This is a genomic window from Rhodanobacter sp. sgz306013 (assembly GCF_057031145.1).
The window spans coordinates 294,820-309,636 of record NZ_JBXCIJ010000004.1; the positions used below are offsets into that span (position 1 = coordinate 294,820).

The 14,817-nt window shown below is 69.6% G+C and carries 7 protein-coding genes; 4 read left to right on the forward strand and 3 right to left on the reverse strand.

Annotated elements, in window-relative coordinates:
• Positions 1 to 45: 45 nt before the first annotated feature.
• Entirely contained in the window at positions 46 to 2,193 is a 2,148-nt protein-coding gene (locus AC2EWF_RS14285) for a RelA/SpoT family protein (RefSeq protein WP_483640442.1), read from the reverse strand.
• 105 nt (positions 2,194 to 2,298) lie between these two features.
• On the opposite strand from AC2EWF_RS14285, the gene AC2EWF_RS14290 reads away from it, so the two are divergent.
• Positions 2,299 to 2,487 carry a hypothetical protein gene (locus AC2EWF_RS14290; protein ID WP_483640049.1) on the forward strand — a complete coding sequence of 63 codons (189 nt, stop codon included), beginning with the start codon at positions 2,299 to 2,301 and terminating at the stop codon, positions 2,485 to 2,487.
• 18 nt (positions 2,488 to 2,505) lie between these two features.
• Here AC2EWF_RS14290 and hrpA read toward each other — a convergent pair whose 3' ends face one another.
• Positions 2,506 to 6,711, reverse strand: coding sequence for an ATP-dependent RNA helicase HrpA (gene hrpA, locus AC2EWF_RS14295; protein ID WP_483640050.1), 4,206 nt, complete (start codon positions 6,709 to 6,711; stop codon positions 2,506 to 2,508).
• Positions 6,712 to 6,857: 146 nt separating this feature from the next.
• On the opposite strand from hrpA, the gene AC2EWF_RS14300 reads away from it, so the two are divergent.
• The gene (locus AC2EWF_RS14300) at positions 6,858 to 7,325 is read left to right on the forward strand and encodes a Dps family protein (RefSeq protein WP_483640051.1); all 468 of its coding nucleotides are present in this window, start codon (positions 6,858 to 6,860) and stop codon (positions 7,323 to 7,325) included.
• A gap of 91 nt (positions 7,326 to 7,416) precedes the next feature.
• Here AC2EWF_RS14300 and AC2EWF_RS14305 read toward each other — a convergent pair whose 3' ends face one another.
• Positions 7,417 to 10,083: a M16 family metallopeptidase gene (locus AC2EWF_RS14305; RefSeq protein WP_483640052.1), complete on the reverse strand. Its 2,667-nt coding sequence runs from the start codon at positions 10,081 to 10,083 to the stop codon at positions 7,417 to 7,419.
• A 423-nt stretch (positions 10,084 to 10,506) separates the two neighbouring features.
• Between AC2EWF_RS14305 and AC2EWF_RS14310 the strand changes: the two genes are divergently transcribed.
• Both AC2EWF_RS14310 and AC2EWF_RS14315 read left to right on the forward strand, forming a co-directional pair.
• Positions 10,507 to 11,997, forward strand: coding sequence for an alpha-L-fucosidase (locus tag AC2EWF_RS14310; RefSeq protein ID WP_483640053.1), 1,491 nt, complete (start codon positions 10,507 to 10,509; stop codon positions 11,995 to 11,997).
• A 146-nt stretch (positions 11,998 to 12,143) separates the two neighbouring features.
• The gene (locus AC2EWF_RS14315; RefSeq protein ID WP_483640054.1) at positions 12,144 to 14,759 is read left to right on the forward strand and encodes a glycosyltransferase family 2 protein; all 2,616 of its coding nucleotides are present in this window, start codon (positions 12,144 to 12,146) and stop codon (positions 14,757 to 14,759) included.
• Positions 14,760 to 14,817: the final 58 nt, after the last annotated feature.

Here is a 14,817-nt window from a genome sequence, read left to right on the forward strand (position 1 = left end):
TTAGCATTGCCCCGCCACGTCGCCGCGCCGCGCAGGAACGCGCGTTCAGGCAGGCGTGCGCGAGCCGCCGATGCGCCGCGCCTCCAGCACGTTCGGCAGCGCCAGCAGGCGGCCGAGCAGGGTGGAGAGCTGTTCGAAATCGCGCACGCGCAGGGCGAAGCGCATCTCCACCTCGCCGCTTTTCGCGAGGGCGCGGCTGGAGGAGGCCAGGATCGGCGTGCCGGCATTGCTGATCACGCCGGTGACGTCCTTCTGCAAGCCCTTGCGGTCGTAGCCGCGCAGCTCGATGTCCACCTCGTAGGCCTGGGCGCTGGCCTTGCCCCAGCTCACCTCGATCACCCGGTCGGGGTCGCGCCGCGCCAGCCGCGCGAGGCTGGCGCAGTCGGTGCGGTGCACCGACACGCCGCGGCCGCGGGTGACGAAACCACGCACCGGGTCGCCCGGCAGCGGCTGGCAGCAGCGCGCCAGCGTGGTGAGCAGGTTGCCGATGCCCTCGATGCTGAGCGCGCCGGGGTCGCGCGCGGGCGCCGGCCGCGCGGGCGCCAGCGGCACGGCATCGTCGGCCAGCGGCTGCGCGGCTTCCTGCAGCGCCCGCGCGATCTGGCCGGCGCTGATCTCGTTGAGTGCCAGCGCCACCAGCAGCTCGTCCTGGTTCTTCAGGTGGAAATGCGCGGGCAGCTTCGCCAGGTCGACCTCGGGCAGGGCGAGGCGCTTCAGTTCGCGCTCGAACATCACGCGGCCCACCGCGAGGTTGGCGTCGTGCGCCAGCCGGCGGAACCAGGCACGCACCTTGTCGCGCGCGCGCGAACTGTTGAGGTAGCCGTGGTGCGGCGACAGCCAGTCGCGGCTGGGCTCGGCCTGCTTCGCGGTGAGGATCTCCACGCGGTCGCCGCTCTGCGGCTGGAAGGTGAGCGGCACGATGCGGCCGTTGACCTTGGCGCCGCGGCAGCGGTGGCCCACCTCGGTATGCACGTGGTAGGCGAAGTCCAGCACGGTGCCGCCGTGCGGCAGGTCCACCACCTCGCCCTTGGGGGTGAGCAGGTAGACGCGGTCCTCCATCAGCTCGGTGCGCAGGTCGGTGGCCAGCGTGCCCTCGTCCTCGCTGCGCGTCTCCAGCAGCTTGCGCATCCAGGCGACCTTGGCCTCGAACTCGGCGTCGGCGCCGCCGCCTTCCTTGTAGCGCCAGTGCGCGGCCACGCCCAGCTCGTTGGCGCGGTGCATCTCGTGGGTGCGGATCTGCACCTCCAGGGTCTTGTCGCGCGGGCCGACCACCGCGGTGTGCAGCGAGCGGTAGCCGTTGCCCTTGGGGCGCGCGAGATAGTCGTCGAACTCGCGCGGCAGGTGCGGCCACAACGTGTGCACCACGCCCAGCGCGGCATAGCAGTCGGCCACCGAGTCCACCAGCACGCGTACCGCGCGGATGTCGTACAGCTCGGCGAACTCCACGCCCTTTTTCTGCATCTTCTTCCAGATGGAATAGATGTGCTTGGGCCGTCCGGCCAGTTCGGCGCGGATGCCGGCGGCGGCCAGCGCGCGGCCCAGCTCGTCCAGCGATTCGCGGATGAAGGCTTCGCGGTCGGCGCGGCGCTCGTCGAGCAGTCTGGCGATGCGCCGATAGGTGTCCGGTTGCAGGTGGCGGAAGGCGAGATCCTCCAGCTCCCACTTCAGCTGCCAGATGCCGAGGCGGTTGGCGAGTGGCGCGTGGATGTCGCGGGTGAGCCGCGCCAGTTCCTGCCGTTCGGCCTCCGGCAGCGCCGCCGCCGCACGCAGGCGCGCGAGCTGGCGCGCCAGCAGCACGAACACCACGCGCAGGTCGCGGATAATCGCCAGCAGCAGCCGGCGCAGGCCCTCGGAGCCGCCGCCCTGCGTGCGCTGCGCGTGCAGCGCCCAGACCTGCTCGGCGGCTTGCTGGCCTTCCACCAGCCGGCGCACGTCCGCCGGCAATCGAGAAGCCTCGGCCTGCCACGACGCGGCATCGACGCGCGACAGCTCGAACCACAAGGCCGCCGCCTGGGTGGGGGCATCGCAGCCCAGCATCGCCAGCAGGTCGAGCACCTCGGCGCATTCGGCCTGGTCGACCGGCCGTGTCAGGCATGCGTCCAGTGCCGCGGCCAGCGTGGGCGGCGGCGTGCCGGCGCGGTCACGCCAGGCTTGCAGGCGGGCGGGATGCGAAGGTGTGGTCATGGCCGGCATCGTATCGGGTGCGTCCATTTTAGGTGGATCGCCCGTGCCTCGCTTCGCCGGCCGTTGGGCACGGAATCGCGCCGACTCCTCTCACGGTCCCGGCAGGACTCGCTTATGCGCTGCTTGCGTTCCCTGTGGGCGGTGCTGCTGGCCGCCGGCATCACCTTGTCCGGCGCCTGGCCGGTGATGGCATGGAGTGACGCGGGCGCGCCATCACTGCCGGACGCGATGCATCGGCACCCTGCGCCGGGCCCGGCCTCCGGCGTGTTTTCCAACGGGTTCGTGGTGGCGTCGGCGTGGTGACGGCGCCGGCGGCGCAAGTCACGCTGAGGCGATGGCTTCCAGCGCCTTCGCCAGGCGCTTCGCCGATACCGGCTCGGCGGTCTTCAGTTCCTGCGCGAACAGCGACACGCGCCATTCCTCGATCAGCCATCGCAGTTCGTCCAGGCCTTCGCTGCCGGCGGCGCGGTGCTTCAGGTACTCGCGCCAATACGGCAGCACCTGCAGCATGCGCTGCTGGTCCTTGGCCGGGTCCTGGCGCAGGCGTTCGCCGCGCAGGCGCATCGCCTTGAGGTAGCGCGGGTAGTGCGCCAGGCGGGTCGTCGGCAGTTCGCGCAGGAAACCGGGGGCGAGCAGGGCGTCGAGCTGTTCGTACAGGTCGTCGTAGCTGGCGCGGGCGAAGCCCAGCAACGGCGGCTGCAGCCACGGCCGCAGCTCCGCCTGCGCCTCGATGACGGGCTCGGCCAGTTTCAGCCGTTCCACCGCGGCGGCGAACAGCTCGCGTGCGGCCCGCGTGCGCAGCGCCTCGAACGCGCCGGCGCTGCGGACATCGAGATCGAGGCGCGCCACAAGGTCGGCGAGGCCGCCTTCCACCAGGTCCTCGCGCAGGCCTTCCACGCCGCCCAGCGACGCGTATTTCAGCGCCAGCGGGTTGCCGATGGGCAGGCGCCGGCGCGCCTGCTTGAGCTCGCCGGCCAGCGCGTTGCGCAGCAGGCGCAGCACGCCGCCGAGGTGCGCGGCGGCGGCCTCGTCGCGGCGCTCGAACACGCGCAGCGCCACCGCGTCGCCGAGATCCACCAGGGCCGGGAAGGCGAGCAGGTTGCCCTTGGAGCGCACTTCGCGCGGGATCTCCTCGAAATCCCACGCGGTGACGTCTTCGCGGGCGAGCGCCACGTCGGTCTTCCTGGAGAATGCCTCGCGCGCGCGGCCTTCCCATTCGGCGCGCAGCGCGGCGAGGTCGCGGCCGGCGGCCAGCGTGCGGCCGCTGTCGTCGTGCACCCGGTAGCGCATCAGGAAGTGCGGCGCGAGTTCGATGGCTGCGAATTCGGCCGGATCGAGCGCGACGCCGGTGGTGCGCGTGAGAAAGGCGGCCAATGCCTTCGCCAGCGGCTCGTCGCGCGGCGCCTCGGCCGCGGCGAAGGCGCGCGCGAAGTCCGGTGCGGGCACGAAGTTGCGGCGCAGCGCCTTGGGCAAGCCGCGGATCAGTTCGGCGGCCTTGTCGGCCAGCAGGCCCGGCACCAGCCATTCGCAGCGCGCGGCAGGCAGGGCATTCAACATCGCCAGCGGCAGGTGCAGGGTGACGCCGTCGGCCTCGTCGCCGGGCACGAAGCGGTATTCGAGGCGGTGGCGCTGCACGGGACCGTCCTTCGGGGCGATCTCCAGCGCCGCGGGAAACGCCCGCGGGTCCAGCCCCGCCCCGCCCACCATCACGTCGTCCAGCGACCAGCGCAGCGCGGCCTGCTCGGCGGGGCGGGCATGGCGATACCACGCATCCAGCGCGCGGCTGGAAGAGATGTCCCCCGGCAACTTGCCGCGGAAGAAGTCGACCAGCTCGTCCTCGTGGCGGATCAGCCCTTCGCGGCGCTGCTTCGCCTCGATGCCTTGCGCGTCCTCCAGCACGCGCTGGTTGGCACGCACGAAGTCGGCTTTCGCCTCGATGTCGCCGCGCGCCAGCGCCTCGCGCAGGAAGATGGCGTGGGCCAGCGCGGGGTCCTGCTTCTCGAACGTCACCGCGCGGCGCTCGACCAGGTTCAGGCCGAACAGGCTCACTTGCTCATAGGCCACCACGCAACCGCGCTTCTTCGACCAGTGCGCGTCGCGGCAGCTGGACTTCAGCAAGTGCGCGGCCTGCTGCTCGATCCAGGCCGGCTCGATGCGCGCGCACATCATGGCCCATACCTTGCCGCCGACATCCAGGATCTGCGCCGCGAACACCCAGTTCGGCGGCACTTTCGACAACGCGGAGCCGGGAAACACCTGGAACTTGCGCTCGCGCGTGCCCTGGAAAACGCCGCGCTCGTCCTTGCGGCCCACCTGGGTGGGCAGGCCGGCAAGGAGCGCGCGATGGATGTTCTCGAATTGCCGGGCAGCCTCGTCCTCGCTCCCTCTCCCCTGCGGGGAGAGGGTTGGGGTAAGGGTTTGGGGCTTGCGGGAACGTTCGTGTGAGGCGCGCTTGTTCTTTCCAACACCTCGCGAGTTCGGTCCCTCACCCCGGCCCTCTCCTCGCTCCTCAAAGCCGGCGCCATCCCTGGCGCCTCCCCGCGTGCCCCGCAGGGGAGAGGGGGTGCCAGCATGGCCTCCCCGCAGTGGAGCGACAGCGTCGAGCTTCCACCCCAGCTCCTGCACCACCAGCAGCAGCTGCCGGTGCAGCTCGCGCCACTCGCGCATGCGCATGAAGCTGAGGAAATGCCGCGAGCACCAGTCGCGCAATTTCGACTGGGTGAGTTCCTCGTGTGCCTGGTCGTACGCGCGCCACAGGTTCAGCACGCCGACGAAGTCGGATTTCGGGTCGGCGAACGCGGCGTGCGCGGCGTCGGCCTGCTGGCGCGCGTCGGCGGGGCGCTCGCGCGGGTCCTGGATGCTGAGGAAGGCGACGACGGTGAGCAGCTCGCGCAGCGCGCCGAGCTTTTCCGCTTCCACCAGCATGCGCGCCAGCTGCACGTCGATGGGCAGTTTCGCCAGCGTGTGGCCGATGCGGGTGAGCGCGCGCGCCGCGTCGATGGCGCCGATCTCGGCAAGGCGGCGGTAGCCGTCGGCGACCACGCGCGGATCGGGCGCATCGAGGAAGGGGAAGTCGTCCACCTCGCCCAGCTTCAGCGCCAGCATGCGCAGGATCACGTTGGCCAGCGAGGAGCGCAGCAGTTCGGGGTCGGTGAATGCGTTGCGCGTGGCGAAGTCCGCCTCGTCGTAGAGGCGGTAGCAGATGCCGGGACCGATCCGGCCGCAGCGGCCCTTGCGCTGGTCGGCGGCGGCCTGCGAGACCGGCTCCACGTGCAGGCGTTCGAGCTGGCTGCGCTGGCTGTAGCGCTTCACGCGCGCGCTGCCGGTGTCGACCACGTAGCGGATGCGCGGCACGGTGAGCGAGGTCTCGGCCACGTTGGTGGCCAGCACCACGCGCCGCTTCGGGCCGGGCTTGAACACGCGGTCCTGGTCGGCGGCGGAGAGCCGCGCGTACAGCGGCAGGATCTCGGTTTCGCGGTACTGGCGGCGCGACAGCAGCAGGTGCGCGTCGCGGATCTCGCGCTCGCCAGGCAGGAACACCAGCACGTCGCCGGGGCCGCCGCCCAGGCTGCGGTCGGCCATGATCTCGTCGAGTACGGCGGCGATGTGCTCGGCGCCGCCTTGCTGAATGTTCGATCGTAGGAGCGCACCCTGTGCGCGATCGCTTTTTGCTCCGCTCGAAGCATCAGAGCCGTCGCGCACGGGGTGCGCTCCTACGGGCACGTCGGCCGGCCGCCAGCGCAGCTCCACCGGATACGCGCGCCCCTCCACCGACACCACCGGCGCGCCGCCGAAGTGTTCGGCGAAGCGCGCGGTGTCGATGGTGGCCGAGGTGACGATGATCTTCAGCTCGGGGCGTTTCGCGATGAGGCGCTTCAGGTAGCCCAGCAGGAAGTCGATGTTGAGGCTGCGCTCGTGCGCCTCGTCGATGATCAAGGTGTCGTAGGCGCTGAGCCAGGGATCGCCCTGGGTCTCCGCGAGCAGGATGCCGTCGGTCATGAATTTCACCAGCGTGCGTTCGCTCACCTGGTCGGTGAAGCGCACCTGGAAGCCCACCTGGTCGCCGAGCGGGGTGCCCAGTTCCTCCGCCACGCGGCGCGCCACCGAGCGCGCGGCGAGGCGGCGCGGCTGGGTGCAGCCGATCATGCCGGCTTCGCCGCGGCCGGCGGCGAGGCACAGCTTGGGCAGCTGGGTGGTCTTGCCCGAGCCCGTCTCGCCAGCGATCACCACCACCGGGTGCTCGCGGATCAGCTTGACGATCTCGTCGGCGCGCGCCGTGATCGGCAGCGACTCGTCCAGGCGGATCGCCGGCTTGGCCGCGGCGCGCGCGCGGCGCTTCGCCGCGGAGGCCTCGATGTCCGCGGCGAGCGCCGCCAGTTTCTTCCCGTCGGGCCGCTTCGACAGCCCGCGCCAGCGGCCCAGCAGACGGCCGAAGTCGCGGCTGGCCACGCCGTCCAGCGCCCGGCGCAGGTCGCGCAGGGAGCGGTCGGCGGCGGGTGCGGGGCGCAGTGGGGTCGTGTCACTCATGGAACCCGACATGATAGCGGCAGGCGCCGCGGTCGACCGATAGCCCGCCCCTATCGCGGGCATCGCGAGGATTCATTTCTTCTGCACGGCATGCGTCGCTACTGTTGTCCCATCCCGTCCAAGCAACGCAACCGGAGGAGTACGCCATGGCCACGAACATCGGAATCGCCAGGAAGGACCGTGAAGCCATCGCCAGGCAGCTGTCCAAGCTGCTGGCCGATACCTATTCGCTGTACCTGAAGACCCACAGCTTCCACTGGAACATCACTGGGCCGCAGTTCAACAGCCTGCACGCGATGTTCGAGACGCAGTACAACGAGCTGTGGCTGGCCGCCGACGAGGTGGCCGAGCGCATCCGCACGCTGGACATGTTCGCGCCCGGTTCCTACAGCCAGTTCGCCAAGCTCACTTCGATCAAGGAAGAGGTCGGCGTGCCGGATTGGAAGGTGATGGTGGGCCAGCTGGTGGAAGGCCACGAGATCGCCGCACACACCGCGCGCGCCGCGATCAAGGTGGCCGGCAAGGCCGGCGACGAGGGTACCGCCGACATGCTCACCGGCCGGCTGAAGGCGCACGAGAAGACGGCGTGGATGCTGCGCTCGCTGCTGAAGTGAGCCGGTAGGAGCGCACCCTGTGCGCGATGGCCCTGGCTTCGATCAAGAGCCAGGGCCATCGCGCACGGGCTGCGCTCCGGTGGCGGAGGGGTCAGCCCTTCGGCGCCGGCCCTTTCACTGCGGTGACCAGGCCGTCGGGCCGCACATACTTCGCGAAGGCCTGCTGCACTTCGGGTGCCGTCAGCGATAGGTAGTGCTGTCCGGCGATGGTCATCGCATCGAGCGGCTTGCCTTGCTGCGCCAGCGTGAGCAGCTGGCTGCCGATCGCGCCGAAGCTGGATTCGCCGAGCGGGATGCGGCGCAGCAGGATGCCCTTGGCCTGCTTCAGCTCGGCGTCGCTCACCGGCTGCTGCTGCATCTGCTTCAGGTCCTGCACCACCAGCGTGCTGGCGGCGCCGACCTTGTCCGGGTCGCAGCCGAAGAACACCTTGTAGCTGCCGCGGTGCTTGCGCGCGTCCAGGCCCACACCCACGGTGTAGACCAGGCCATGCTTCTCGCGCAGGTCGCGGGTCAGCCGCGACGCGTAGAAGCCGCCGCCCAACACCTGGTTGCCCAGGTTGATCGCGAAGCGCGCCGGATCGTTGAAGGTGATGTCGATGGTCTGCGCCATGTCCACGCTGTCCTGCACCGCGCTGGTGTCGGGCACGTGCAGCTTGCCGGGCCGGTTCGCCGGCACGGCGGCGTAGTTTGTGTCGGGCTTCGGGCCCGTGGCCTTCCAGTCGCCGAAGGCCCGCTCGATCACGTTCTTCGCCTGCGCCGGATCGACCTTGCCGACCACCACGATGATGGTGAGGTCGGGGCGGAAGGTCTGCGCGTAGTACGCCTTCACCTTGTCCAGGGTCAGCGCCATCACGTTCTGCGGCGTGGGGTGGCGCAGCGAGGGATCGCTGGCGGGCAGCAGGGCCTTGCCCAACCCCTGCTCGAACAGGAAGCCGGGCGACTGCAATACACCGGCCGCTGCACCCGCAACCTGCCGTTGCACCACCGCGAAGGCCTGCGCGGGAAGGGCGGGATGCAGTTCGTTGTCGGCCAGAAGCTTGACGCCCTCGGCGAAGTGCGCGGACGGCACCGCCAGCGAGAAGCTGCTGCCCGCGCTCTCGTGCGCGCTGATCCCGTCCAGCGCCTGCTGGAACGCGAGGCGGTCCAGGTGTTCGGTGCCGAACGGGAACAGGCCCTCCAGCACGTCGGCCACGCCTTCCTCGCGCTTGGGCGCCTGCAGGTCCTGGTTGGTCTGGACGGCGCCGAAGAGCTCCACGGTGTCGCTGGTGGTCTCCGGCTGCACGATCAGCCTGAGGCCGTTCGGCAAGGTGTAGGCGACGGGCTGCAACGAGGACTTCGGCACCTCGAGTTTCGCGAACGCCTGCGCGGCCCAGGCCGGCAGTTGCACCGGCTTGTCGGGCGTCGCCGAGAAGCTCTCGGCGCCGCCGAAGCCCTTGCCCGCCACCGGCTTGCCCGAGCTTTCCGGGGTGAGGATCGCGGTGATCGCGTGCGCCGGATCGAAGGTCTGCTTCGCCAGCGCATCCACCGCCGCCGGCGTCACCGCCTCGATCGCGGCCTTGATCGCATCGGGCGATGCCGCGCCCTGGAAGGCCAGCGCGCTCGACCAGGCATTGGCGAGGCCGTCCACCGAATTCTTCTTGAACTCCAGGTCGGCGATGGCGTTGCGCTTGGCCGCGTCCACCAGTGCGGGATCGACGCCCTTGGTCGCCGCCTCGGCGAGGATGGCCTGCATCTTCGCGAGGATCGGCTGCGGGTTGCCGCCCTTGGGGAAGATGCCCACCGCCATGCCCACGCCGGCCTGCGGCATGCTCTGGTCGAAGAAGCCGCCGTACAGCGCGGTGCCGTCAAAGCCCATGCCGGCCAGAGCCGCGCGCTGCGAGCCCAGCGCCTGGCTCATGACCAGCGCGGTGGCGTAGTCCTTCGAGGTGAGGCCCGGCAGGCGGTAGCCGAGGTAGACCGAGCCGTAAGGGCTGTCGGTGGGCAGTTGCACCGTCTTCGCCGTCACCGGTTTGAATGCGAACGCGGGCCGCGCGGGCAGCGCCTTCCTCGCGATGCCGCCGAACTCCTGCTTCACCTTGGCCAGGGTGGCGGCGGGGTCGACGTCGCCGGCGATCACCAGGATCGCGTTGTTCGGCGCATACCAGGTGTCGTGGAATTGTTTCAGCATCGCCGCCGTGGTCTTGTCGAACGAACCGCGCGTGCCCAGCGGCGTGTGCGCGTACGGCGTGCCGGCGAACATCTGCTGCAGCAGCTGCGAGTAGAACCGGAAGTCGGGGCTGGACAGGTCGCGCGAGACTTCCTGCTCGATCGCGCCGCGTTCCTTGTCCCATTCCTTCGGGGCCATGTCCACGCCGCGCATGCGCAGCGCCTGCACGTGCAGCGCCACGTCGAGATCCTGCGCGGGCGCCAGGAAGTAGTACTGCGTCACGCCCTGCGTGGTGTCGGCGTTGAACGCGCCGCCCATGTTCGCCGCGATCGCCGCGAGCTGGTCCTTGCTGAGCCCCGGACTGCCGCGGAACATCATGTGTTCCACTGCGTGCGCGGTGCCGGGGAAGCCCCCGGGCACCTCGTCGGAGCCGGCGAGGTAGTTCATCTCCGTGGTGACCACCGGTGCCAGCGTGTCGCGCACGATCACCACGCGCAGGCCGTTGTCCAGTGTGGCGCGGGTGACGTCGGCGCCGCCGGCGGCGGCCATCGCGCTGCCCGCCGCCAGGGCCAGGCCGATCGCCGCGGCCAACCGCAGTGCTCGCTTCTTCATCGTTCGATCCTTGGGTTGTTTGCGAAGCGGACGCGAGCCCCGCGTCCCGGGGGTTGCAACGATAGCCCGTGCCGTCAGCCTGCGGGTGCGCCGCGATGCGCTAGGCCGTGCGCGCCCGCGAGGTCGGGCACTCGCTTGCCGGTGTCAGCCCGGAAGCCCGGCGGTGCCGGCGCACGGGCTGATGCTCCCGCTCTGTTCCAGGGCATGGGTCGTGCACTTCGGAATCGAATTCGCCGCGCCACGATTCTGCCGGCGGATCGGCCCGGAGCCTTACTCTAGATGGTGTGCTGGGGGGATCGGTGCATATCCGTACAACAATACACGTCGGCCGGTGGCAAACACGACCCGCAGCGGGGCGTCGTTGTTCCCGCGGAGCCTGTGCCAGACTTGGCCTCTTGCCTGCCAACCCCACGAGGAATCGCCATGGTGACCCGCCGCCGCATGTTGCAAGGTGCCGGAGCGCTGGCCTTGCTGGCTCCTCTCGGCAAGGGCATCGGCGGGGAACAGGCGAAGGACACCGCACAGGTGGCGCAGCAGGAGCATGCCAAGCCCGCGGGCGACGAGTACGTGCCGGCCACCGATCCGTTGGTGAAGGCGAAGCTGGCGCAGTGGTCGGACTGGAAGTTTGGGCTCATCCTGCACTGGGGCATCTACAGCGTGCTCGGCATCGTCGAGTCGTGGACGCTGTGCTCGGAGGACTGGATCACGCGCCCCGGCGGGGTCGGCTACGTGGAGTGGAAGCGGCGCTACGAGCAGCTGCGCACGCAGTTCAATCCGGTGAAGTTCGATCCCGCGCAATGGGCGCAGGCCGCGCACGCCGCGGGCATGCGCTACCTGGTGTTTACCACCAAGCACCACGACGGCTTCTGCATGTTCGACACGGCGCAGACCGCCTACCGCGTCACCGCGCCCGAGGTGCCGTACCACGCCAACCCGCGCGCCAATGTCACCAGGGCGGTGTTCGACGCGTTCCGCCAGCGCGGCTTCGGCATCGGCGCGTATTTCTCCAAGGCCGACTGGCACCACCCGGACTACTGGTCGCCGCTGTGGGCCACGCCGGACCGCAACAACAACTACGACGTGCGCAAGTATCCGGAGATGTGGCAGCGCTTCGTCGGGTTCACCCATGCGCAGGTCAACGAACTCACCACGCAGTACGGCCGCGTCGACCTGATGTGGCTGGATGCCGGCTGGGTGAATGACCGGCCGCACCCCGACGCGAAGGCTCATGGCATGGAAGTGCCGTGGGCGCAGAACATCGACATGCCGGGGCTGGCGGCGATCGCGCGCCGCAACCAGCCGGGCATCGTGCTGGTCGACCGCGACGTCAGCGGCCCCTACGAGGACTACCGCACGCCCGAGCAGACCGTGCCCGACAAGCCGCTGCCGTACCCGTGGGAAACCTGCATGACGATGGGCGGCTCGTGGTCGTGGAATCCGCACGACACCTACAAGTCGCCGCGCGAACTGGTGCACATCCTGGTCGGCATCGTGGCCAAGGGCGGCAACCTGCTGCTGGGCGTCGGCCCGCAGCCCGACGGCGAATTGCCGGCGGCGGCGCTGGAGCGCCTGCGTGCCATCGGTGCCTGGATGCAGGTCAACGGTCCGGCCATCCATGGCAGCCGGGCCATCGCGCCCTACGGCGAGGGCCGGTTCCGCTTCACCCAGGGCAAGGACGGCAGCGTCAATGCGATCTGGCTCGCCGACGAGGGCGAACAGGGACCGCCTGCCAGCCTTGTGCTGCGCTCGCTGCGGCCGGCGCCTGGCGCACGCCTGCAGGTGCTGGGCGCAGTCGGCGAGTTGGCCTGGCGGCAACGCGATGACGGCGTCCACGTCGACGTGCCGGAGGGGGTGCGCCGGAAACTGGCGGGTTCGCTGGCGTGGACGCTGCGCATCTCGGCCGTGCACGCCTGATCCCGAGGGCGCTTTCCTGCTTCGTGCGACCGGCTGCCCCGCTTGTGCGAGGCCCGGCCTGAGCTTGCGCTGACCGCCATCGCCGGCTTTTATTGAGCCTGCCGCCGTGCATTGGTTAAGCTCATGCGGCTTGATCCGCGCCCGGAATGGCGCCCACGGGGACTTTCTTGAGCGCCGATCCTTCCACCCAACGCCGCCCTTCGCTGTTTGCCGCCGTACTGCTGGCCCTGGTGGTGGCCGCGCTCAACATCGGCCTGTGGTGGTGGGGCAACCGCCCGCACGGCCCCGAGGATTGGCATGGTCCGATCGGCGGCTTCGCGTTTGAGCCGTACCAGCGCTACCAGGATCCGCTGAAGGACAGGTTCCCCAGCGACGAGCAGGTCGACGGCGACCTCAGGCTGGTGCGCCAGTACACCTCCAACATCCGCACGTACTCGATGCTACAGGCTCCGCAGATTCCGCGCCTGGCGGAGCGCGATGGGCTGAAGCTGCTGGCCGGCGCGTGGATCGACACCCGGCTGGACAACAACGACAAGGAAATCGCCGCGCTGATTGCGCAGGCACGGCGCTACCCCGGCACCATCAACCGGGTGCTGGTGGGCAACGAGGTGCTGTTCCGCAACAACGTCCCGCCCGAGCAGCTGATGGCCTACCTGGACCGGGTGCGCGCCGCGCTGCACCAGCCGGTGTCCACCGCCGAGCCGGACTACATCTGGGTGAAATACCCGGAGCTGGCCGAGCACGTGGACTTCATCACCGTGCACCTGTTCCCGTACTGGAACGGCATCCCGCGCAAGGACGCGATCGGCGCCGCACTGGGCAGCTACGAGAACCTGCAGCGGCTGTTTCCGAACAAGCACATCGTGATCGGCGAGATCGGCTGGCCGTCCAACGGCGACCGGCACGAATACGCCTACCCGTCGGTGTCCGACGAGGCGATCTTCCTGCGCCAGTGGTTCAACGTGGCCAAGCAGCTGCACCTGGACTACTACGTGATGGAGGCGTTCGACCAGCCGTGGAAGGAGCAGCTCTCGGGCCGCACCGAGGCGTACTGGGGCATGTTCAACGCCGACCGCCAGCCGAAATTCCCGTTCACCGGCCCGGTGACCGAGGACACCGCCTGGCCGTGGAAGGCCCTGGCGGCGAGCCTGCTGGCGCTGCTGCCGATGATCTGGTTCGCACGGCGCTTCGCCCGTTTCAAGCTCACCGGACGCTTCTTTTTCTGTGCGCTGATCCAGCTCGCCTGCGGCCTGATCGTGTGGTCGGCCACGCTGCCGTTCCAGTTCTACCTGAGCTGGGTGGACTGGACGATGCTGGTGCTGCTGTTCCCGGCGCAGATCGCGATCCTCGCCATCCTGCTGATCAACGGCTTTGAGTTCACCGAGGTGCTGTGGCGGAGGGAGTGGATCCGCGAGGCGGGCATGCTGCGCCCGGACATCCCGGAGAAGCAGCCGTTCGTCTCCATCCACCTGGCCTGCTACAACGAGCCGCCGGAGATGGTGCAGGTCACCCTGGACTCTCTGGCGGAGCTGGACTACGCCAACTTCGAAGTGCTGGTGATCGACAACAACACCAAGGACCCGGCGGTGTGGGGCCCGGTGAAGGACTACTGCGAGAAACTGGGCAAGCGCTTCCGCTTCTTCCACCTGGAGCCGTGGCCGGGCTTCAAGGCGGGCGCGCTGAACTTCGGCCTGAAGGAAACCGCGCCCGAGGCCGACGTGGTCGCGGTGATCGACGCCGACTACGTGGTGCGGCCGGACTGGCTGTCCACCCTCACCGGCTACTTCCATGACCCGAAGGTGGCGGTGGTGCAGTGCCCGCAGTCGCATCGCGATTTCGAGCACAACCGGTTCCGCCGCATGACCGCGTGGGAGTTCGACGGCTTCTTCCGCATCGGCATGCACCACCGCAACGAGCGCAACGCGATCATCCAGCACGGCACCATGACGATGGTGCGCCGCTCGGCGCTGGAAGGCACCGGCGGCTGGTCGGAGTGGACGATCTGCGAGGATGCGGAGCTGGGCCTGCGCCTGATGCACGCGGGCTACGAGCTGGTCTACGTCGACGAGCTGATGGGCAAGGGCCTGACCCCGGCCGACTTCAAGGCGTACAAGAGCCAGCGCTACCGCTGGGCCTTCGGCGCGATGCAGATCCTCAAGGGTCGCTGGCGCTGGATGACGCAGAAGGGCCCGCTCTCGGCCGGCCAGCGCTTCCACTTCCTCACCGGCTGGTTCAGCTGGTTCGCCGACGCGCTGCATCTGATCTTCACCCTGATGGCGCTGTTCTGGACCGCGGGCATGGTGGCGTTCCCGCAGTACTTCACCCTGCCGATGCAGCTGTTCCTGATCCCGGTGATCGGCTTCTTCTTCGCCAAGGCGATCTTCGGCATCGTGCTGTATCGCGCCCGCGTGCCCTGCGGCTGGTACGACACCTTGATGGCCTCGCTGGCCAGCATGGGCCTGTCGCACGCCATAGCGCGCGGCATCCTGCACGGCCTCACCCGCGAGAAGACCTCGTTCGTGGTGACTGCCAAGAGCCGACGCATGGGCGGTTCCGGCTTCGCCGCGTTCGCGCCGGTGCGCGAGGAGCTGCTGATGGCGATCGCCCTGGTGCTGTGCATCGTGGGCATGGCGCTGGGCTACGGTACGCACTACATCGAAAGCACCTTGTGGATGTTCATCCTGGCCGCGCAGTCGATTCCCTACGTGTCGGCCGTGGTCGGCGCCTGGATCGCGCACACGGCGGGGGACAAGGCCGGCTGACGCCCGCGGGTCCCCCTCTCCCCCAACATCGTTGGGGGAGAGGGTTGGGGTGAGGGGG